This is a genomic window from Methylophilus sp. Leaf414, assembly GCF_001425425.1.
Lineage (GTDB): Bacteria > Pseudomonadota > Gammaproteobacteria > Burkholderiales > Methylophilaceae > Methylophilus.
On the sequence record NZ_LMQQ01000003.1, the window covers coordinates 1 to 15,405 of the forward strand.

Annotated in this window: 22 protein-coding genes; 15 read left to right on the top strand and 7 right to left on the bottom strand. The window is 43.1% G+C overall.

Going from position 1 to position 15,405, the window contains the following annotated elements; genetic code table 11:
- The first annotated feature begins 170 nt into the window (after window positions 1-170).
- From ASG24_RS06865 to ASG24_RS06920, 12 genes are all read left to right on the top strand, one after another.
- A complete protein-coding gene (locus ASG24_RS06865) occupies window positions 171-746 on the top strand; it encodes a hypothetical protein (protein WP_055828561.1) in 576 nt (191 codons plus the stop codon).
- Between the two features lie 87 nt (window positions 747-833).
- Window positions 834-1,160 carry a hypothetical protein gene (locus ASG24_RS06870; RefSeq protein WP_055828558.1) on the top strand — a complete coding sequence of 109 codons (327 nt, stop codon included), beginning with the start codon at window positions 834-836 and terminating at the stop codon, window positions 1,158-1,160.
- 130 nt (window positions 1,161-1,290) lie between these two features.
- A complete protein-coding gene (locus ASG24_RS06875) occupies window positions 1,291-1,752 on the top strand; it encodes a hypothetical protein (RefSeq protein ID WP_055869438.1) in 462 nt (153 codons plus the stop codon).
- 66 nt (window positions 1,753-1,818) lie between these two features.
- Window positions 1,819-2,127 (top strand): hypothetical protein, encoded by a 309-nt coding sequence (locus tag ASG24_RS06880; protein WP_200936984.1) that lies wholly within the window; start codon window positions 1,819-1,821, stop codon window positions 2,125-2,127.
- Window positions 2,128-2,196: 69 nt separating this feature from the next.
- The gene (locus ASG24_RS06885; RefSeq protein ID WP_156376534.1) at window positions 2,197-2,496 is read left to right on the top strand and encodes a hypothetical protein; all 300 of its coding nucleotides are present in this window, start codon (window positions 2,197-2,199) and stop codon (window positions 2,494-2,496) included.
- Between the two features lie 39 nt (window positions 2,497-2,535).
- The gene (locus tag ASG24_RS06890; protein WP_055869447.1) at window positions 2,536-2,943 is read left to right on the top strand and encodes a hypothetical protein; all 408 of its coding nucleotides are present in this window, start codon (window positions 2,536-2,538) and stop codon (window positions 2,941-2,943) included.
- A gap of 79 nt (window positions 2,944-3,022) precedes the next feature.
- Window positions 3,023-3,424 (top strand): RDD family protein, encoded by a 402-nt coding sequence (locus ASG24_RS06895; RefSeq protein ID WP_235562341.1) that lies wholly within the window; start codon window positions 3,023-3,025, stop codon window positions 3,422-3,424.
- Window positions 3,425-3,629: 205 nt separating this feature from the next.
- Window positions 3,630-4,037 carry a hypothetical protein gene (locus ASG24_RS06900; protein WP_055869449.1) on the top strand — a complete coding sequence of 136 codons (408 nt, stop codon included), beginning with the start codon at window positions 3,630-3,632 and terminating at the stop codon, window positions 4,035-4,037.
- Between the two features lie 61 nt (window positions 4,038-4,098).
- On the top strand, window positions 4,099-4,722 hold the full coding sequence (locus ASG24_RS06905) for a ribonuclease E inhibitor RraB (RefSeq protein WP_055869452.1): 624 nt from the start codon (window positions 4,099-4,101) through the stop codon (window positions 4,720-4,722).
- Between the two features lie 129 nt (window positions 4,723-4,851).
- Complete coding sequence (locus ASG24_RS06910) at window positions 4,852-5,472, top strand: hypothetical protein (RefSeq protein WP_055869454.1); 621 nt, start codon at window positions 4,852-4,854, stop codon at window positions 5,470-5,472.
- On the top strand, window positions 5,472-6,083 hold the full coding sequence (locus ASG24_RS06915) for a hypothetical protein (RefSeq protein ID WP_055869457.1): 612 nt from the start codon (window positions 5,472-5,474) through the stop codon (window positions 6,081-6,083). Before ASG24_RS06910 ends, ASG24_RS06915 begins: the two co-directional genes overlap by 1 nt.
- Window positions 6,084-6,161: 78 nt before the next feature.
- Window positions 6,162-6,578: a hypothetical protein gene (locus ASG24_RS06920; protein WP_055869460.1), complete on the top strand. Its 417-nt coding sequence runs from the start codon at window positions 6,162-6,164 to the stop codon at window positions 6,576-6,578.
- A gap of 753 nt (window positions 6,579-7,331) precedes the next feature.
- On the opposite strand, the gene ASG24_RS14645 is transcribed toward ASG24_RS06920, so the two are convergent.
- A complete protein-coding gene (locus ASG24_RS14645) occupies window positions 7,332-7,718 on the bottom strand; it encodes a hypothetical protein (protein WP_156376535.1) in 387 nt (128 codons plus the stop codon).
- Window positions 7,719-9,290: 1,572 nt separating this feature from the next.
- Between ASG24_RS14645 and ASG24_RS06940 the strand changes: the two genes are divergently transcribed.
- Window positions 9,291-9,896 carry an ankyrin repeat domain-containing protein gene (locus ASG24_RS06940; RefSeq protein WP_082488018.1) on the top strand — a complete coding sequence of 202 codons (606 nt, stop codon included), beginning with the start codon at window positions 9,291-9,293 and terminating at the stop codon, window positions 9,894-9,896.
- A gap of 263 nt (window positions 9,897-10,159) precedes the next feature.
- On the opposite strand, the gene ASG24_RS06945 is transcribed toward ASG24_RS06940, so the two are convergent.
- Together ASG24_RS06945 and ASG24_RS06950 are read right to left on the bottom strand one after the other, a co-directional pair.
- Window positions 10,160-10,930 (bottom strand): SDR family oxidoreductase, encoded by a 771-nt coding sequence (locus ASG24_RS06945; RefSeq protein ID WP_200936985.1) that lies wholly within the window; start codon window positions 10,928-10,930, stop codon window positions 10,160-10,162.
- Window positions 10,930-11,253, bottom strand: a complete 324-nt coding sequence (locus ASG24_RS06950) for a nuclear transport factor 2 family protein (protein WP_055869477.1) — start codon at window positions 11,251-11,253, stop codon at window positions 10,930-10,932. Before ASG24_RS06950 ends, ASG24_RS06945 begins: the two co-directional genes overlap by 1 nt.
- Before the next feature lie 77 nt (window positions 11,254-11,330).
- Here ASG24_RS06950 and ASG24_RS06955 point away from each other — a divergent pair, with 77 nt between their 5' ends.
- Window positions 11,331-11,672, top strand: coding sequence for a helix-turn-helix domain-containing protein (locus tag ASG24_RS06955; protein ID WP_055869479.1), 342 nt, complete (start codon window positions 11,331-11,333; stop codon window positions 11,670-11,672).
- 138 nt (window positions 11,673-11,810) lie between these two features.
- On the opposite strand, the gene ASG24_RS06960 is transcribed toward ASG24_RS06955, so the two are convergent.
- Window positions 11,811-13,031, bottom strand: coding sequence for an MFS transporter (locus ASG24_RS06960; RefSeq protein ID WP_055869483.1), 1,221 nt, complete (start codon window positions 13,029-13,031; stop codon window positions 11,811-11,813).
- Window positions 13,032-13,172: 141 nt separating this feature from the next.
- Between ASG24_RS06960 and ASG24_RS06965 the strand changes: the two genes are divergently transcribed.
- The gene (locus ASG24_RS06965) at window positions 13,173-14,048 is read left to right on the top strand and encodes a LysR family transcriptional regulator (protein WP_235562342.1); all 876 of its coding nucleotides are present in this window, start codon (window positions 13,173-13,175) and stop codon (window positions 14,046-14,048) included.
- Window positions 14,049-14,143: 95 nt separating this feature from the next.
- On the opposite strand, the gene ASG24_RS14945 is transcribed toward ASG24_RS06965, so the two are convergent.
- From ASG24_RS14945 to ASG24_RS06975, 3 genes are all read right to left on the bottom strand, one after another.
- Window positions 14,144-14,230 carry a tautomerase family protein gene (locus ASG24_RS14945; RefSeq protein WP_082488051.1) on the bottom strand — a complete coding sequence of 29 codons (87 nt, stop codon included), beginning with the start codon at window positions 14,228-14,230 and terminating at the stop codon, window positions 14,144-14,146.
- Window positions 14,231-14,432: 202 nt separating this feature from the next.
- Window positions 14,433-14,819, bottom strand: a complete 387-nt coding sequence (locus ASG24_RS06970) for a BLUF domain-containing protein (RefSeq protein ID WP_055869489.1) — start codon at window positions 14,817-14,819, stop codon at window positions 14,433-14,435.
- A gap of 148 nt (window positions 14,820-14,967) precedes the next feature.
- Complete coding sequence (locus ASG24_RS06975; protein WP_055869492.1) at window positions 14,968-15,174, bottom strand: hypothetical protein; 207 nt, start codon at window positions 15,172-15,174, stop codon at window positions 14,968-14,970.
- Between the last annotated feature and the right edge of the window lie 231 nt (window positions 15,175-15,405).

The window sequence follows — 15,405 nt, forward strand, 5'->3', positions numbered from 1 at the left end:
CCCTTAGCAGTTATTGGTGTGTTTGCAATAATCCATTGGGGCAAAAATGCGCTCTAACCCATCCATCAAGCGGGACTGGCGAAAACAAGCATCTATGAAAAAAATTTTAATAACCTCGGCTGTGCCACCATCCTCGCCAGCCCCTTATCTCAAACGTTAGGGCTTAAAGCATGTCGCATTGGCAAGCTGTTTACGAGAATTTCAAAAACAATAATGTTGCTCGCGCCATCTCGCAACTTGAAGAGTTCATCTCAAGTCACGACGCACAGAAGTTTGCTTGCGTCGTCGGTGCATCGTTCTTGAATCACCCTTCCTCCGTTCTCGCTGAGTTAAACCGATTTATCGAGGCCAACGAAAAGCAGTTTGACGTGAAGTCTGTCTATTTCGAGATGAACGGCTTCGATATCAACTACGACCGCTGGTATTTCGATCTCTTTGCCTACTCCAGTTACTCCCCAAACTTCGATGACACCGACTGGCTTTGCGAGTGGCAGTCAGCTCCCTGGCCCCAGTTTGAACTTACTGGCATGGCTGCCGCGCAGGAAGCGTTTGCCTGGTACCACGAAAAACGTATATGGAAATCGCAGCCGGACTTTAAGCCCATTTATGAGGCGGCAATGCTTCTGATCATGGCCAAGTTCGCCGGTTATATTGGCTCAGCATTGAGGGCTGGGCATCTTGCCAAGTCCATACCAATTCTCGTAACTGCCCATGGCTTCGAGTCAATCGCCCGCTATGAGCCCTAACATGGCGCTCAACCTCGCTCATTTTAGTCGCTGGACGCTGCGCGATGAAGCCGCGCAGCGCCGGTTAGCTCTACGTTAGGCCTTTCAATGTCAGACCTAGACTTGTTACCCAAATACCTAGCAGACAAATCAATCTCTGAGCAAGAGATTGTGCTTCCGACAGCTGAAGCCATCGAGGCCATCGATATATTGGAGTCTCAAGGCTATTTAGTGCTCGGTTGGGAGGGATGGGTCAAATCAAGCAATGGTGTTATTGGTCATCAAAATGCTCCTCAAGGCACAATTAGCCTAGAGGGTTTATCAGTAGCTAGCGCGGCTCAACTTTGTCGCGAAACAATTCAAAAAGAGGCTGCACAGTGGCTTACATCCAACCAAGGCTCAAAAGATGAATTGCATATCTGCATTACAGTTTAAGCCTAACCCATCAGTCAAGCGGGACTGGCGAAAAGGTGCTTTTATGAAATGTTTATTAATAACGAGGGTTGAGCCATCATTGTCGCCAGCCCCTTACTTCAAACGTTGGGCCTTACGCTAAGGAGTATCAATGGCAGAGCTATCGGACGGAACCCATGAGGATATTCAACGCCTTTGCGCTAAAGGCGACAAATCTGCTAAAGCAAAGCAGTACCCTGATGCTTTGCAGTCATATTGGGCAGCATGGGATTTGTTGCCTGAACCCAAAACCGAATGGGAAGCCGCTACATGGATACTTGCCGCAGTTGGAGATGCAAATTTTCTAAGCGGTGATTATGTCGCAGGTCGTGACAATCTTTCACAAGCCATGCACTGCCCTAACGCAATCGGAAATCCATTTCTTCACCTACGTCTTGGCCAATGCCAATTTGAATTACAAGTCATTGATCGCGCAGCCGACGAGTTAATGCGTGCGTATATGGGTGCCGGGACAGAGATTTTTGAAGACCAAGACCCAAAATATCTACTATTTCTGCAAAGTAAGGCCAAGGCTATTAAGCCTCCAAAAAAGTCGTGGCAGTTTTGGAAATAACGCCCAACCCATCCATCAAGCGGGACGTGCTAAAGCACGCCCCTTATGTCAAACGTTAGGCCTTCAATGAGATACACACTTGATGATGGTGAAAAGTTAAATCAGGAGTTTCCAGAAACATTCTGGATACCAAGCAAAGTAGATCGAGAAAATTTATTACCGGGTGAGTTGGTGAAATTGATATTTCGCATATCACTGGAGAGTGAGCAGCATGTTGAGAGGATGTGGGTATTGATTAAAGAGCGCACCACAAATGGTTATATTGGTGAGCTGGATAACGACCCTTACTGTACAAATGAGCTTCGCCACGGGGCATTGGTAGAATTTGAGTCGGCACATGTTATACAAATATATGAAGAGCTACCCCAGGCCTAACCCATCCATCAAGCGGGACGCTGCGCTGACGCGCACCGCCCCTTATGTCAAACGTTAGCGGCTAAAGGCATGAGTGTATTCACAATCATTGTTTTATCGTTTCTGGTCATTACTCTTTGGCTACCACCAGTTCTATGCGCGCGCGTACTAAAATACCGCTTGGGTGTGGAAGTGTCGCGTTTGCTCTGGTTGGTTTTGCCGTCACAGTTGCTTTTAACTATTGGGCTGGTCTTGCTTGCGCAATACATTGGCCTGCTTAATCCAGCGGGGTATGTTCTTGGCACCACTGTATTGGTCAGTTTTGGCGGCGCAATTGCAGTAGCTTTAGGTCACCCTAACGCTAACCCATCATTCAAGCGGGACGCCTAACAGCGCCCCTTAATTCAGACGTTAGGGGTTTAGAGAGTTATGCCATCACTTAAGCCACTTAAATCCGTTGCCCATAGTCTTGCCCATCATTTTGCAAGCACTCTTTGTTATTGGGAAAGCGACTATGCAATCAACCATTTGGCTATGGCGTCAAAACTGCGTCATGCGCCTATCGTAGAAATTGATTTATTATCACAGACTGTAACCCCCTCTGAAATTCAAGCTGGTATGGTCGCAGAGATGATTCCTTACCTCAAAAACTACCTTTTCAAGCTTCTTGCCAAAGAGGGGTTTCCCGTCGATGTGGTTGCATCTGCCCATCTTAAATACAATTTTGGGGTTGGACGAGTTAATACTTTTAATTCACCAACATATGATTGCGTATCTTCAATAACAACCGCCAATGGTCACATATACGAGGCACATTTAACGGAGGCTAGTAATTGAGAGTTTTTATCCCTAACGCATCATTCAAAAGGGACTGGCTAAAGCCAGCCCGTTAATTCAAACGTTAGGCAATCAAGCAATGAATCCACAACAACCAGAACAATTAATTCAGTTGGCCCATCCAGGCAAACGGTTTCAAGGGCAATTTATAGATGGGCTGGTTTCGTATTTTCTCGGCATAATTGCGTTCTACTTATCTGATTCCATTATCAACAGGGAGTCTGCTGTGTATTTTGGCTTTGCTGTTGGCCTCTTGTATTTCCTGTTATCAGACGCCTTATCTAACGGCCAAAGTATTGGTAAACGGCTTGTAAATATTCGGGTAATACACAAAGAAACAATGCGTCCGTGCACCTTGTTTCAATCGTTTCTACGAAACGTTACGTTCCCGCTAGGCATCCTTGACTGGTCTCTAATTTTTTTTGGCTCCCATCGCAGACTGGGCGACTTCATTGCATCCACGATAGTTGTTAAAAAATGATAGCAAATCCGTAACCTTGTATGGAAAATATTGAGAGATGCGAGGTATGTCACCGATGTTTCGAAATTACAATCAGCAGCTGAAGCAGAGCTAGATAGACTTATGAACTCCTTGGTCAAAGTACCACAGTTACCCTAATGTCCAACCCATCATTCAAGCAGGACTGGCTAAAGCCAGCCCCTTACTTCAAACGTTATGCCTAACTATGAATCTTAGCCTAGCTAAACTAATCCACGATTACCAACTTGCAGTTCACGAAGCTGTTAAGCTAATTGTGGATTCAGGTATACAAAAACCTTCAACACCTGCCGAGTGGGTTGAAAATGATATTCCTCAAGTAGGCAAGTTAAAACACGGTATTAAATATTTCAAACATGGTTTCGGTTGCGTCGTGCATTTGCCATCTGGCAAGGTAGACTTCGATTTTGGTGCAGAGGGACAGATTGATGGATTTGATTTGTGGAGGCTTACGGGATTTGCCACTGATCGTTTAAAAGAGTATGGTTTTTTAACCGAAGCAGACCTAAAAGAAGCATTTAGTCATGAAATAAAGGCAGGTAATATTGTTCAATCTGACTACATTCTTTGTTACAGGGCTAATGAAAGTGCATAACTTATTTATCAAGCGGGACGCGCTAAAGCGCGCCCCTTATGTCAAACGTTAGGCCCAATAAGTGGAAAACATTCAAGCTTTTTGGCATAAGTTCTTAGAGATTCAAGAGCTGCTGCGACAAGAGTCTTCTGAGATGCCTATGGATGAGCTTTTGTCTGCTTTACGAAAAATAGATCCTAGGCTCTATTATCACTTGGCTGAGTGGGACGATGGCGTTGATATATTTTTCTCAGCAGAAGGCCATGCTGATTTAATGCCAGTTCTTGAAAGATTGAAAGCTTGTGCTCCCAATGTCGAGGGTTGGGGCTTCGTTACTGCATTTGAGGCTTTAATAATTTTAGGAAAAAGAAATCTAACTGTATTCCCCTCGACAGAAAATGGAGATGTGCTGTATCAAATGGCACAGGATGGAGACGATCTCTCAATATCACGTGATGTTGATTTTTCTGTAGTTTTTAACAACCCTCACCAAGTGAGTCAATTTGTAGAGAATTTTAGTAAAAACGGCTGCCAAATAAGTATTGGTAAACCATCTGGTATTTTACGCCGAAAAATTACTGTCACAATTTCTTGTAAGATGTTTCCAACGCACGACTCTATATCTTCATTTGAAACCAAATTAGGTTTGGAAGCTAAGCGATTTGGCGGGCGTAATGATGGGTGGGGATGCTTTGTACAAAAATAGCCTAACCCATCAGTTAAGCGGGACTGGCGAAAAGGAGTCTCTATGAAATGTTTATTAATAACGAGGGTTGAGCAACTATTGTCGCCAGCCCCTTACTTCAAACGTTGGGCATATCAAAAGGAGAATTAAGTGGGCTTTCATATATCTTGGGTTGCTGTACATGGAAAATCACCTGAACAGGTTTGCTCGGAATTAAATTTACAAGACACCGATGAGCAAAGCCCTTACCCTGAAACTGATGTAGATGCACTCAAGCTCGATTCTGGATGGTACCTTTTACATTTCAACGACCCATTACCGCCAGAGCTAGAGCTTGCGATTCTAGGCCCATTATCGATGGGAGCTGAAGTTGTAAAGTGTGTTATTGAAGAAGCCTCTATGGTCTCAATGGCAAGCTATCTCTACAATGGTAAAGAGAAATGGTCTATCGTCCATGACTCAGAACAGGGACTTACGCATCTAGATGTAAGTGGAGATCTTCCTCATTGCTACGAGGAAATTAAAAATCGATTGCTAGCTCAACTGAATGCGGATGAAGACCCATGTGATTACTTATTTGATGTGCCCGCCGAGGTCTGTAAAAGCATCACTGGGTTTCGTCATGACGATGTTAGAGAAGATGAGGATAGTAATCCATTTGCGGTCATGGAACGGTCAAGACAATCCAAAGCGTCTGCTGCTTTAACAAACAATATCGAAAGTGATATTACAAATTCACAATCTACCAAACCTTGGTGGCGGTTTTGGTAATGCCCAACCCATCCATCAAGCGGGACGCTGCGCTGACGCGCACCGCCCCTTATGTCATACGTTATGCATCAGGAGGAAAAGTGAATTCCATCAAGTTTTTTGTGACGGCCGTTGCATCACTTCTGGTGTTATCAAACGCACACGCCGAGGATTTTAATACTGCAATTATCAATACCGTAACGCCTAGCGGTGTGGGGTGGTCGTCAAAGAACGACGATCCTACGGCCAGCGCACTAGCCGCCTTCGGCGTAAAGCGATACAACTGGATAGCGAACGATGGAAAAGATCGGGTAATTTTGTTCATCGATCCAAGAAGTACTGAATCTCCCAGCTTTAGCCGTGAAAGTGATGTCCGAGCTGGGGCAAGAAACTGTAAGGACTTCAGCAACAAAACTGAATTCGGGGGCGAGAGCGATCCTTTCCTTGGGTGGGTGTCTGTATGTACTCTAGCGAGTGGCAATGTAATGACATTGCGACATTTCGCTTTCAATCACGACAAGGTCGGCTACAAGATTTCCAGAGTTTGGCGAGACCAGCCATCTAGCGACTTGGTGACGCAATGGAGAGAAACAGTTAATAGTGTCATCGCCCAACTTGGGAAGTCCAAGTGACTATGCATAACCTGCTAGTCGAGAGGGACGCTTCGCCGCGAGGCCGCTCGCGCCCCTCACTTTCACGTTAGAGTGAGTATGAACACTTACCAGTTCCTAAAAGCTTTATTATTAGTAAATATAATAGCCTGTATGTTAGGTTGCTCCATTCCGAAGAAGTTTAAATTGACCGACATAGATGGATTTAATCAAACACAGTGTGCCAAATTGAATGCTGATGCATTCATTTCTCTTGCTGACTTTAATAGAGGCTCTATAAATTTTTTCGGCATAGATGAAAAACCATTGGAACGGGGTTGGAGAATATACAAAGAAACGAAATTGGAAGTAAATAAAATCGAAAGTACATGGGATTTTGAAAACGGCTATCGCATTATTGTTAACGGAAAAATTCCAGTAAATTCTGAAACCATTAAATTCTTTAGTCAGGAATATTTTTTAAACCAACCCGATGAAAAAGAATATCTTCATAAGATTTTTTCTCCATGCGGCTAAACGCTAACCCTTCATTCAAGCGGGACTGGCTAGAGCACTCTCGATGAGCAATTATTAATAACTAGGGTTGATCTACTGGTGTCGCCAGCCCCTTAATTTAAACGTTATGACTAGTCCGCACACACCGAATCACATTCCAGCTGGCGAGCGCGTCACAAACTTCATATTTTCCGTATTGCTTTTCGCGTATGGCAGTTATGGCGTGTGGCTAAACGACCTGTATGTCCCAGGCAAGCGCTCAAAAGGAGTTCACCTACATGACGTCCCAGCATGGATAATGTATGGGGCTATTATCTGTGCGTGCTTGGTGATGCTATCTGTTGTGGTAGATCACTACGATCAGAGGAATAATGAAACGAACTACAAGCTGTTCGCTACAACATTTAAGTATTTAGGTTGGGGGTTCTTCGGCCTATCTCTTGTTATGGCGGTGATTCACTAATGCATAACAAGGCATTCAAGCGGACGGGCTTCGCCCGCCCTTAATTTGAGCGTTACAGAGGTACAACTAAAGTTCAACGCTATAGTTAGATGACAAGTCTACTTAGTTGCGCAACGTTATCTAAGTGTATGTATTGTTGTGTAATGGAAGACATAGTGCATCAACGTTGTGGACTCATAATCCGTTGGTGCTGTGTTCGACTCACAGAGGGGCCACCATTTATAGAGAGACTCAAGGTTAACGCCTTGGGTCTTTTTTGTTTTTTAGCCCGCTATGCAGGCTTGGTTTTCTAGCATATTCGACTAGAGTTATTACATGCCACTACTGGAATCCCCAGTCCCAGTCCCATTACCTCTGGATGATTCTCCTGGAGGGCCAACGCTTATACTCTCAGATTCTGATGATCCAGAACCCGAGGATGGCCCAGCGGTATTTCTACCAGATGTCTCCTTCCTTGAGCTACCATTGTTTTTAGAGTTGTTAGTGCCCTTACGGATATTGTAATTCCTTGCATTCGCATCAGTTGGAGTAGTCGTTGTGCTACTCTTTTCACCAGTTGCAGCAGATGTATTATCGCCACGATTAGTAGCACCTGCCATCGCTACTGGAACACCAAGGCACAGAATCATAGCAATAGCCGATAATGCTTGTAGTACTTTCGTTGAAGGACGTTGTGTTAATGTGTCTAATTTTTCCATTTTAAGATCTCCAAATGATTTATCGTATGGATATCTTAATATCGACTAGATACGTAATACATACATAGGTCTCTGATAAATATGTAGGAAATAATGTGGGGAATTCCAACTAAACTCCTCCACTCACAGCCCACGGTCACACGTCTTGAGCCATAAGTAGGCAATCCGGGGCTGGTTGATACGACGGTAATCCCGCTGGAAATAGTTGGCCGTTATGCTGGCTTGGTGTGGAAGTTGAGATTTGTCCAGGCGGAAGTGACTAGCGTTGATAAACAGATTCGATTGTAAGGTGGGCAGTTCAAAATGAGACTTGAGGTTAACGCCTTGGGTCTTTTTTGTTTTGGGTAAGGTAAATTATGAATACTTTGTGAATACGAGCGAAGTAATAAAATTATATGAGCCAGCAAAATACACATACTTTTTTACAGAAGAAGAATGAGTCTAGATTTTCGATTGCTACTGTAATCTTTACTTTGATACTAAATATATTGTTCGTCAAATCTCATGTCCCCTTAATAAAGTTTTTTATGTTGTACATTCCATCTTTTTTTATTCTCATTTCTTTTTACTTCATGATTAAGCATGGTTTGCACAAACAGGAGGTTTCACATGATTCTAATTCTTATACTTACATTGAAGACACAAACATACCCAAAAGTGACAGACTAATAATATTTTTGTCTTTAACTGTTTGCGTGTGGATGGTAATAACGACTGGTACGTTCCTGAAGTTATTTATGAGATAGAAGCTATAACACCTTTTGCAGAGCTGGGTAAGTAATCGGGTTCAGAGAACGGCAATCCAGCAAAGATAATGGTCGTTATGTTGATTTGAGAGTGGAAATTTATCTTGTCTGAATAGGTGCGAAGTTGAAATTGTGTTTGATGTTCTGGTAATTTTTCTCAACTAGCAAAGCTAGATTTAACACATGAGCATAAAAGATTTAACAACCGTTCTTTTTATTATTGTTGCGATAGGGATTGTTCTTCAATTACTTTGCTGTATTCCTTTCAGCAAAAGGGATTACTTTAGGAGAGGTTCCTATATGGACGTAATGAAAAACATAAGGAAAGAAAATAGTCTTTTAAGGAAGTGCGTTTACTATCTTTCTTACCTGAATATTTTTGTTGTTATCGCGATGTTTGCATTGAGTTTTGTTAAATAAAGCACCACTTTATAAGTTCGTCACTTCATCGACTCTCACTTTCCACTTCAGTCCGCATCAATTTTACCTGCAGCCCCAAACCCTGCCCATAGTCACACAATCAGGGGCTGGGTGATACGACTGGTAATCCCGGTGGCAATCGTTGGCCGTTATGTTGGCTTGGCGTGGGAGTTAAAACTTGTCCAGGCGGACTGAATCAGCGTTGATAATCAGATTCGATTGCTAGGTGGGCAGTTCCGCATGAGAGACTTAAGGTTAACACCTTGGGTATTTTTTGTTTTTGTGGTGCTGGTAAATTTCTGCTCGTTCAGATAAGTTATCTCATTACAAATATTGCAGTTTAATTGGATAACTCAGTAATGAATTTATACAAACTAAAACATTTATTAATTCAGGCCTTAGTAATATGTTCTTACTACACGCGGTAAATGCAACATCTGGTTTGATTTCAGATAATGAAGAGTTAATGTTTGCTGGAAGATCGCCACAGCAGGCTTTTAAAAATGATGATGTGGTGAAACTATTGAAAGCGGTCAGCAGGCATGACACTAATGAAGCCAAGCGACTGATTGGTGGAGGTATAAGTATCAATGCAATAGGTAAAGATGGAGCGACTCCGTTGATTTGGATGTTGGGCCAGCAAGATCTAGAGGCTGTGAAGATAATGTTAGAGTTAGGTGCAGATCCTAATCAGTATCAAACTAATGGTGTAGGTCCTCCCGTTTGGTTATTAGCCGGAGGTGGTAGAAAAGAGGCTTTGCAGCTGTTATTAAATTTTGGAGGGGATCCGAATTTAGTATTTGGAACTAACAGCCCGTTAATGATGGCAATTAACAACTCTCATATGCATTGTGCCGAATTGCTTTTACAAAGTGGAGCTGATATTAATTATGCGAATGGGCCATTATCAGCGTTAAGTGCTGCGATATTTAGCATGCACTTTGATGATGTACTTTGGGTACTAAATCATGGATATACTCACGATTTGATTATGGCGAAACGAATGGAATGATTGTTGCTGAAGCACCTCGTCCTGGTCAAGAACAATTAAAGATTAAGGCGCTGGAAATTGTTGATCGCTTAATTAAGGAGCAGAATTATTAGCTGACTTAGGTTTTAGTTAAAAATCTATTGCCCATGTTATGAGGATCGACTCACAGAGGGGCCACCATTTATAGAGAGACTCAAGGTTAACACCTTGGGTCTTTTTTGTTCTAAAATTGCACAGCAGAAAAGATTAGGCACAATGAAAATCCGAATGCTAGGATTCGCTGTTTAGACCGTGGGTATTGTTCCGCCATCAATGACATACTCAGCTCCATGTATGGAAATAGCGCGATCCGACATCAGAAATGCAGCCAGCTCTGCAACCTCTTCAGGAAATGCCGGATGCCCAATTGGAATACCCCCTAAGGCCTGCATCACAGCGGTCCTGGCATTTTCTATATCAGTCCCATTTGCAGCCGCAAGCGTTAGAAGAAAATCAACGGTCGCTTCTGTTTGTACCCAGCCTGGCGCAATGGTATTCACGCGAACACCTTTTGGGCCAACCTCTTTGGATAATGCTTTACTGTAGTTTGCCAGCGCAGCTTTAGCCGCTGCATAAGCAATCGTTGATTCATAAAGAGGAAGTACACGCTGGATCGACGTCAAGTGGATAATTCCGCCCTTGCCATTTTCAATCATGGCTGGGAGCAACGCACGGTCAAGTCTTACAGCTGCCATAAGATTTTGTTGTATAGCATTATCCCACTCTGTGTCATTCAACTTTACAAATCCACCCGCCGGAGCAGCACTACCGCCTACCACATGCACAATGCCATCGGCATTCTTCCAATGCTGGGCTACTTTAGAACTAACAACCTTGCTCCCTTCCGGCGTACTCACATCTGCCTGAATATAAATGAGGTTATCTAGTTTTTTGGATGGTTCGCCGCGTGCCGTTGTGATGACTTGTGCGCCAGCCTCGTTAAAACGCTTTACGATCGCTGCGCCAATTCCTTTTGTGCCACCAGTGACAAGGATTTTTTTACCTTCAAGTTCCACTAGTCGATCTCCAATTCGGTGATTCTGTTGTCTTGTAATTTAAACCGGAAAGTTAACTCGATTGGACTTCCTGGAAATGTGCCCGCCACTTCTGTAATTACTTCTACCCCATCGCTCGTTTGAATCCAACTTTTGACTGCACTTGCGCTGTTGTATTGTTCATTTACCTCGCGGTTCCAATTCGCAATATTCTGACGGCCCTGTATGATTTCCTTCTGATCTTTGACCTTTGCATTCTCCGAAAAGCAGGATGCGTACAAATCCACGTTCTGTGCGTTAGTGGCTTCAAAATAGGTGGCTAATATTGGTGGTAAGTTTTGCATTTTGACCTCATTTATTTTTCTTGTAGTGATATTGCGCGCATACTTACAAAACAACAAGTACGCACAAAAAAGTAAGTATGAAGAAATCTGACAATCACATTAAATATACGGCAGATGCCGCCGCACAGGCGGTCGATCAAGCGCTCAAAGTCCTGGAAGGAAAATGGAAACTCTCCATCTTGTTCTACTTGTTCGATGGAAAGGTCATGCGTTTTTCTGATCTTGAGCGGGCGATACCTGAAATTACCCAAAAGATGCTTACCCAGCAGCTACGCCAACTGGAAGCAGACGGGCTTGTTGGTCGAACGTCGTATCCCGAAGTCCCACCCCGTGTGGAATATCGACTGACGGAATGGGGACAAGCATTGTGTCCAACACTCGATTCTCTTATAACTTGGGCTGACCATAGACCCAAATGAACTTAAGCTTGATAAGATTGTATGGGCTTCCCTCGCTCTGCTAGAGAATCATAAGGTCTATTGGACTAGACTCGCCTTACTAGGCAAGATTCAGATTCTATTGTTAGGTGCTAGCTATTCATCAGGAAAGATTCAAGGTTAAGGTTGATGGCGTTTAGTGAGAAGAGCAGTCTTAATTGTCATAAATGCAGCAATCATTAACATTGCAACGCTGAGTAAAAATGTGGATTCGAAACCATTAAAGTCGTACATGATCCCGCCAAGGAAGGAGCCCAAGCCTATTGCGAACTGTGCGATAGCCACTAACATACCTCCACCGGCTTCAGCATCTTCCGGCATTGTGTGAGCTACCCAAGTCCACCAACCAACAGGAGCCGCTGTCGCCACAAGCCCCCAGATCGCAAGAAGGACAATAGAGATACATAGGCTGTTTCCATACAGAATCAACATCACTGCAATTGCAGCCATGATTAGTGGGAGTGAGACTAAAGTTTTATAGAAGCCACGATTTAGGAACGAACCAATTACAATCGTCCCTAGGAAGCCCATGATGCCTATCAACAACAAAATGTAAGAGATTTGGTGGCCATGGACATGCGTGACTGTTTCTAGAAATGGTCGAAGGTAAGTAAACAGAGTGAACTGCCCCATGAAGAAGAAGCTGGCTCCAAATAGTCCAAATGCAATTGCCGGTTGTTTAAATAAGTAAAATGCAGTTTTACTTTTGGTTGCTGTTTGTTCTACCTGCATATTTGGCAAACTGAATAACTGCCAGACGAATGCAATTACTGCTATCGGAATCAGGCATAAAAATGCGACTCTCCAACCAACGACTTCCCCTAAGTAACTACCGATAGGAGCAGCCACAACTGTGGCCAGTGCATTCCCTCCATTGACTATGGCCAGAGCTTTGGTGACCTTCTCTTTAGGTACCAATCGGATTGCAGTAGCGGCGGACATTGTCCAAAAACCACCGATTGAGATACCAATCAACGCTCTGCCGACCATATAGATCTTGTAATTAGGAGCAAGGCCAATAATGGCTCCAGAAATTGCCATTAAGGCGGTCATCCCTAGTAATATGGTTTTTCTGTTGATGCTTCCTACGGCTGAGGAAATTAGAAGGCTAGTGATAAGTGCGAATGCCCCAGCTATTGATATTGCTTGTCCTGCCAATCCTTCGGTGACACTGAAGTCCACTGCTATCGGCGTTAAGAGGCTCAATGGCATAAATTCTGAGGCCACAAGTGCAAATGCGCACATCGTCATGGCGAATACGCCACCCCAATAGCTAATCTGATTGGGTTGCTCTAGTACGTTATTTGCTGGCTCATTGGAATTACTTAACTCTACCGACATAGGAGTATCCGAATTGACTCATCTTTTAGTGGAGTGCAATTTTGAAGACTTATCATTTATTTGAGTATCCGCGTAATCCTTACATCGGTTATTAGATTTTCTAATCAATCTATAGACTATAATTCCCTAATGAAGCGAAATTTGAATGACATACTGGCTTTCGTCACGGTTGCCCGAGAAAAAAGTTTTACGAAGGCATCTGCAAAATTGGGCGTTACGCAATCCGCGATGAGTCAGGCTATACGTAGCTTGGAAGAGAGATTGGAAATTCGCCTGTTGACCAGAACTACTCGAGGCGTCTCTACGACACAAGCTGGTCAAAGACTCGTAGATGCAATTGGATATCGTTTTGACGATATACAAGCTGAACTTGATGCGCTGACTGACTTACGTGACAAACCTTCTGGTACTGTTCGCATCACTTGTACTGAAGGAGTGTTACGCAGAATTATGCTACCTAAACTCACGCCTCTAATCGAAGCATATCCAGATATAAAAGTTGAATTCGATGTTGACCTTGGATTCGTCGATATCGTGAGAGAGCGTTTTGATGCAGGAGTGAGGATCGGGACAGCTATAGACAAGGATATGATTGCAATGCCTATAGGCCCAAAGATGAGATTCGTGGTGGTTGCATCACCTTCTTATTTTGAGAAATATCCGCCTCCAATTACTCCTCAAGACCTCACAAGTCATAAGGGTATCAACCAGCGCATGGAATCAGCCGGTGGTTTATATATTTGGGATTTTGAGAAGAATGGGCAGAAAATCAATGTTCGTGTTGATGGACCTTTGATATTTAATACGGTATATCCTCAGATTGATGCTGCGATTTTAGGATTGGGTATTGCCTTACTTCCCGAGGATGAATTGGAAGTACCCCTTCGTGAAGGAAAGTTAGTCAAAGTATTGGAAGACTGGTGTCCGACTTTTACTGGTTATCAATTGTATTACCCAAGCAGAAAACAACCTTCACCTGCATTTGCTCTTGTACTGGAAGCATTACGATTGAAATAAAGGTTAAAGATCCAAGGGTTTATAACCTGGCTTGCTATAACGTTGCTCAGGTTTGCCTTCTATATCTGGTAAATAGACTTTTCTACCCAGTCAGCCTAGGGTACTTCTTTAAAAGCTACAGAAACAAATTCTTGATCGTATCCGAAAGCCTCTTTAACAGACTGAGTTATTTTCTCAGCCAGTGATCGCCCTTGCTAGCGCCCGTAGTCGCACGCCTTGAGCCATAGCCAAGCAATCAGGGGCTGGCTAATACTACGGTAATCCCGGTGGCAATCGTTGGCCGTTATGTTGGCTTGGCGTGGAAGTTGAGATTTATCTGGGCGGGAGTGATTTTCTATAATCCGTGATTCAAATTCACAGTAAGGTCTTTGGTGAGGTTTCGATTTACCCTACAACAAACCTATCAATCAATTTATGAAAAGCTTTTACGTTCAGATCTTTTTTTGAAATGGTATTTTTTGGATCAGAGGCCTGGCTGGTTAGATCAATATAGCCTAATTCCCATTTATCGTATAAACGTGTTTGAGTCGCACCAACCGTGATTATAAAAACTCTGTTGTGTCGTTCATCTAACAATATTTTTTCCATCAATCTATCTACGCCATCAGCTTGACCTTCAATATATTGCGTAAATGTACTCCCATCGAACAAAAGCACGCCAGTAATGCTATGTTTAACGTTTTGTTTGCGAGCATGCCTGATGATGTCGCTCACTATTGATGGGTCGTATTTAGATTGATCCAATGCACTTGTATATAAAACAAACTTCATTTCACCAGGCCTTAATAAATAATACGATTATTTTGATTGTCGGACCGGTTACTTTTATCTAAGTGAGATATAAACTTCATTTAGCCTAAGTCGGCATTTCAACAGCTGAATCTCAATTTGAGCTTATTGTTTGATATCAAGGTTGAGTTTAAGTTACCTCTTCACGTTCTTCTTCGAGAGTTTTATAACAAACTTCACAGCTCACATCATAATCCGAAGTGTAGTCGTTGTAACTTACTATCTGGGCATTATCACCGCGTTGTGCATCCGCTTCATAGCAATGGTCGCATAACAATATTACTGGGTGGTCAATTTTACCTGCCGACTTCAATTCTCTTATTTTGCATATCTTCATAACGACATCCTTTTATATAAATATCGTGATAATTATGCTTGCGAAAATATTATTCTAGATTATTCAGTTTTAAGAGAAAAGACCTTTGACTAAGAGTTCTTGAGGGGTGTGCCCATTTTCGCAAGTCTTCAGCAATAACCAAGTAATCAGGGACTGGCTAATACCATGACTCCGTAGCAATCGTTGGCCGTTATTTGGCTTGGTGTAGGCGTTAGAATTTATACAGGCGGA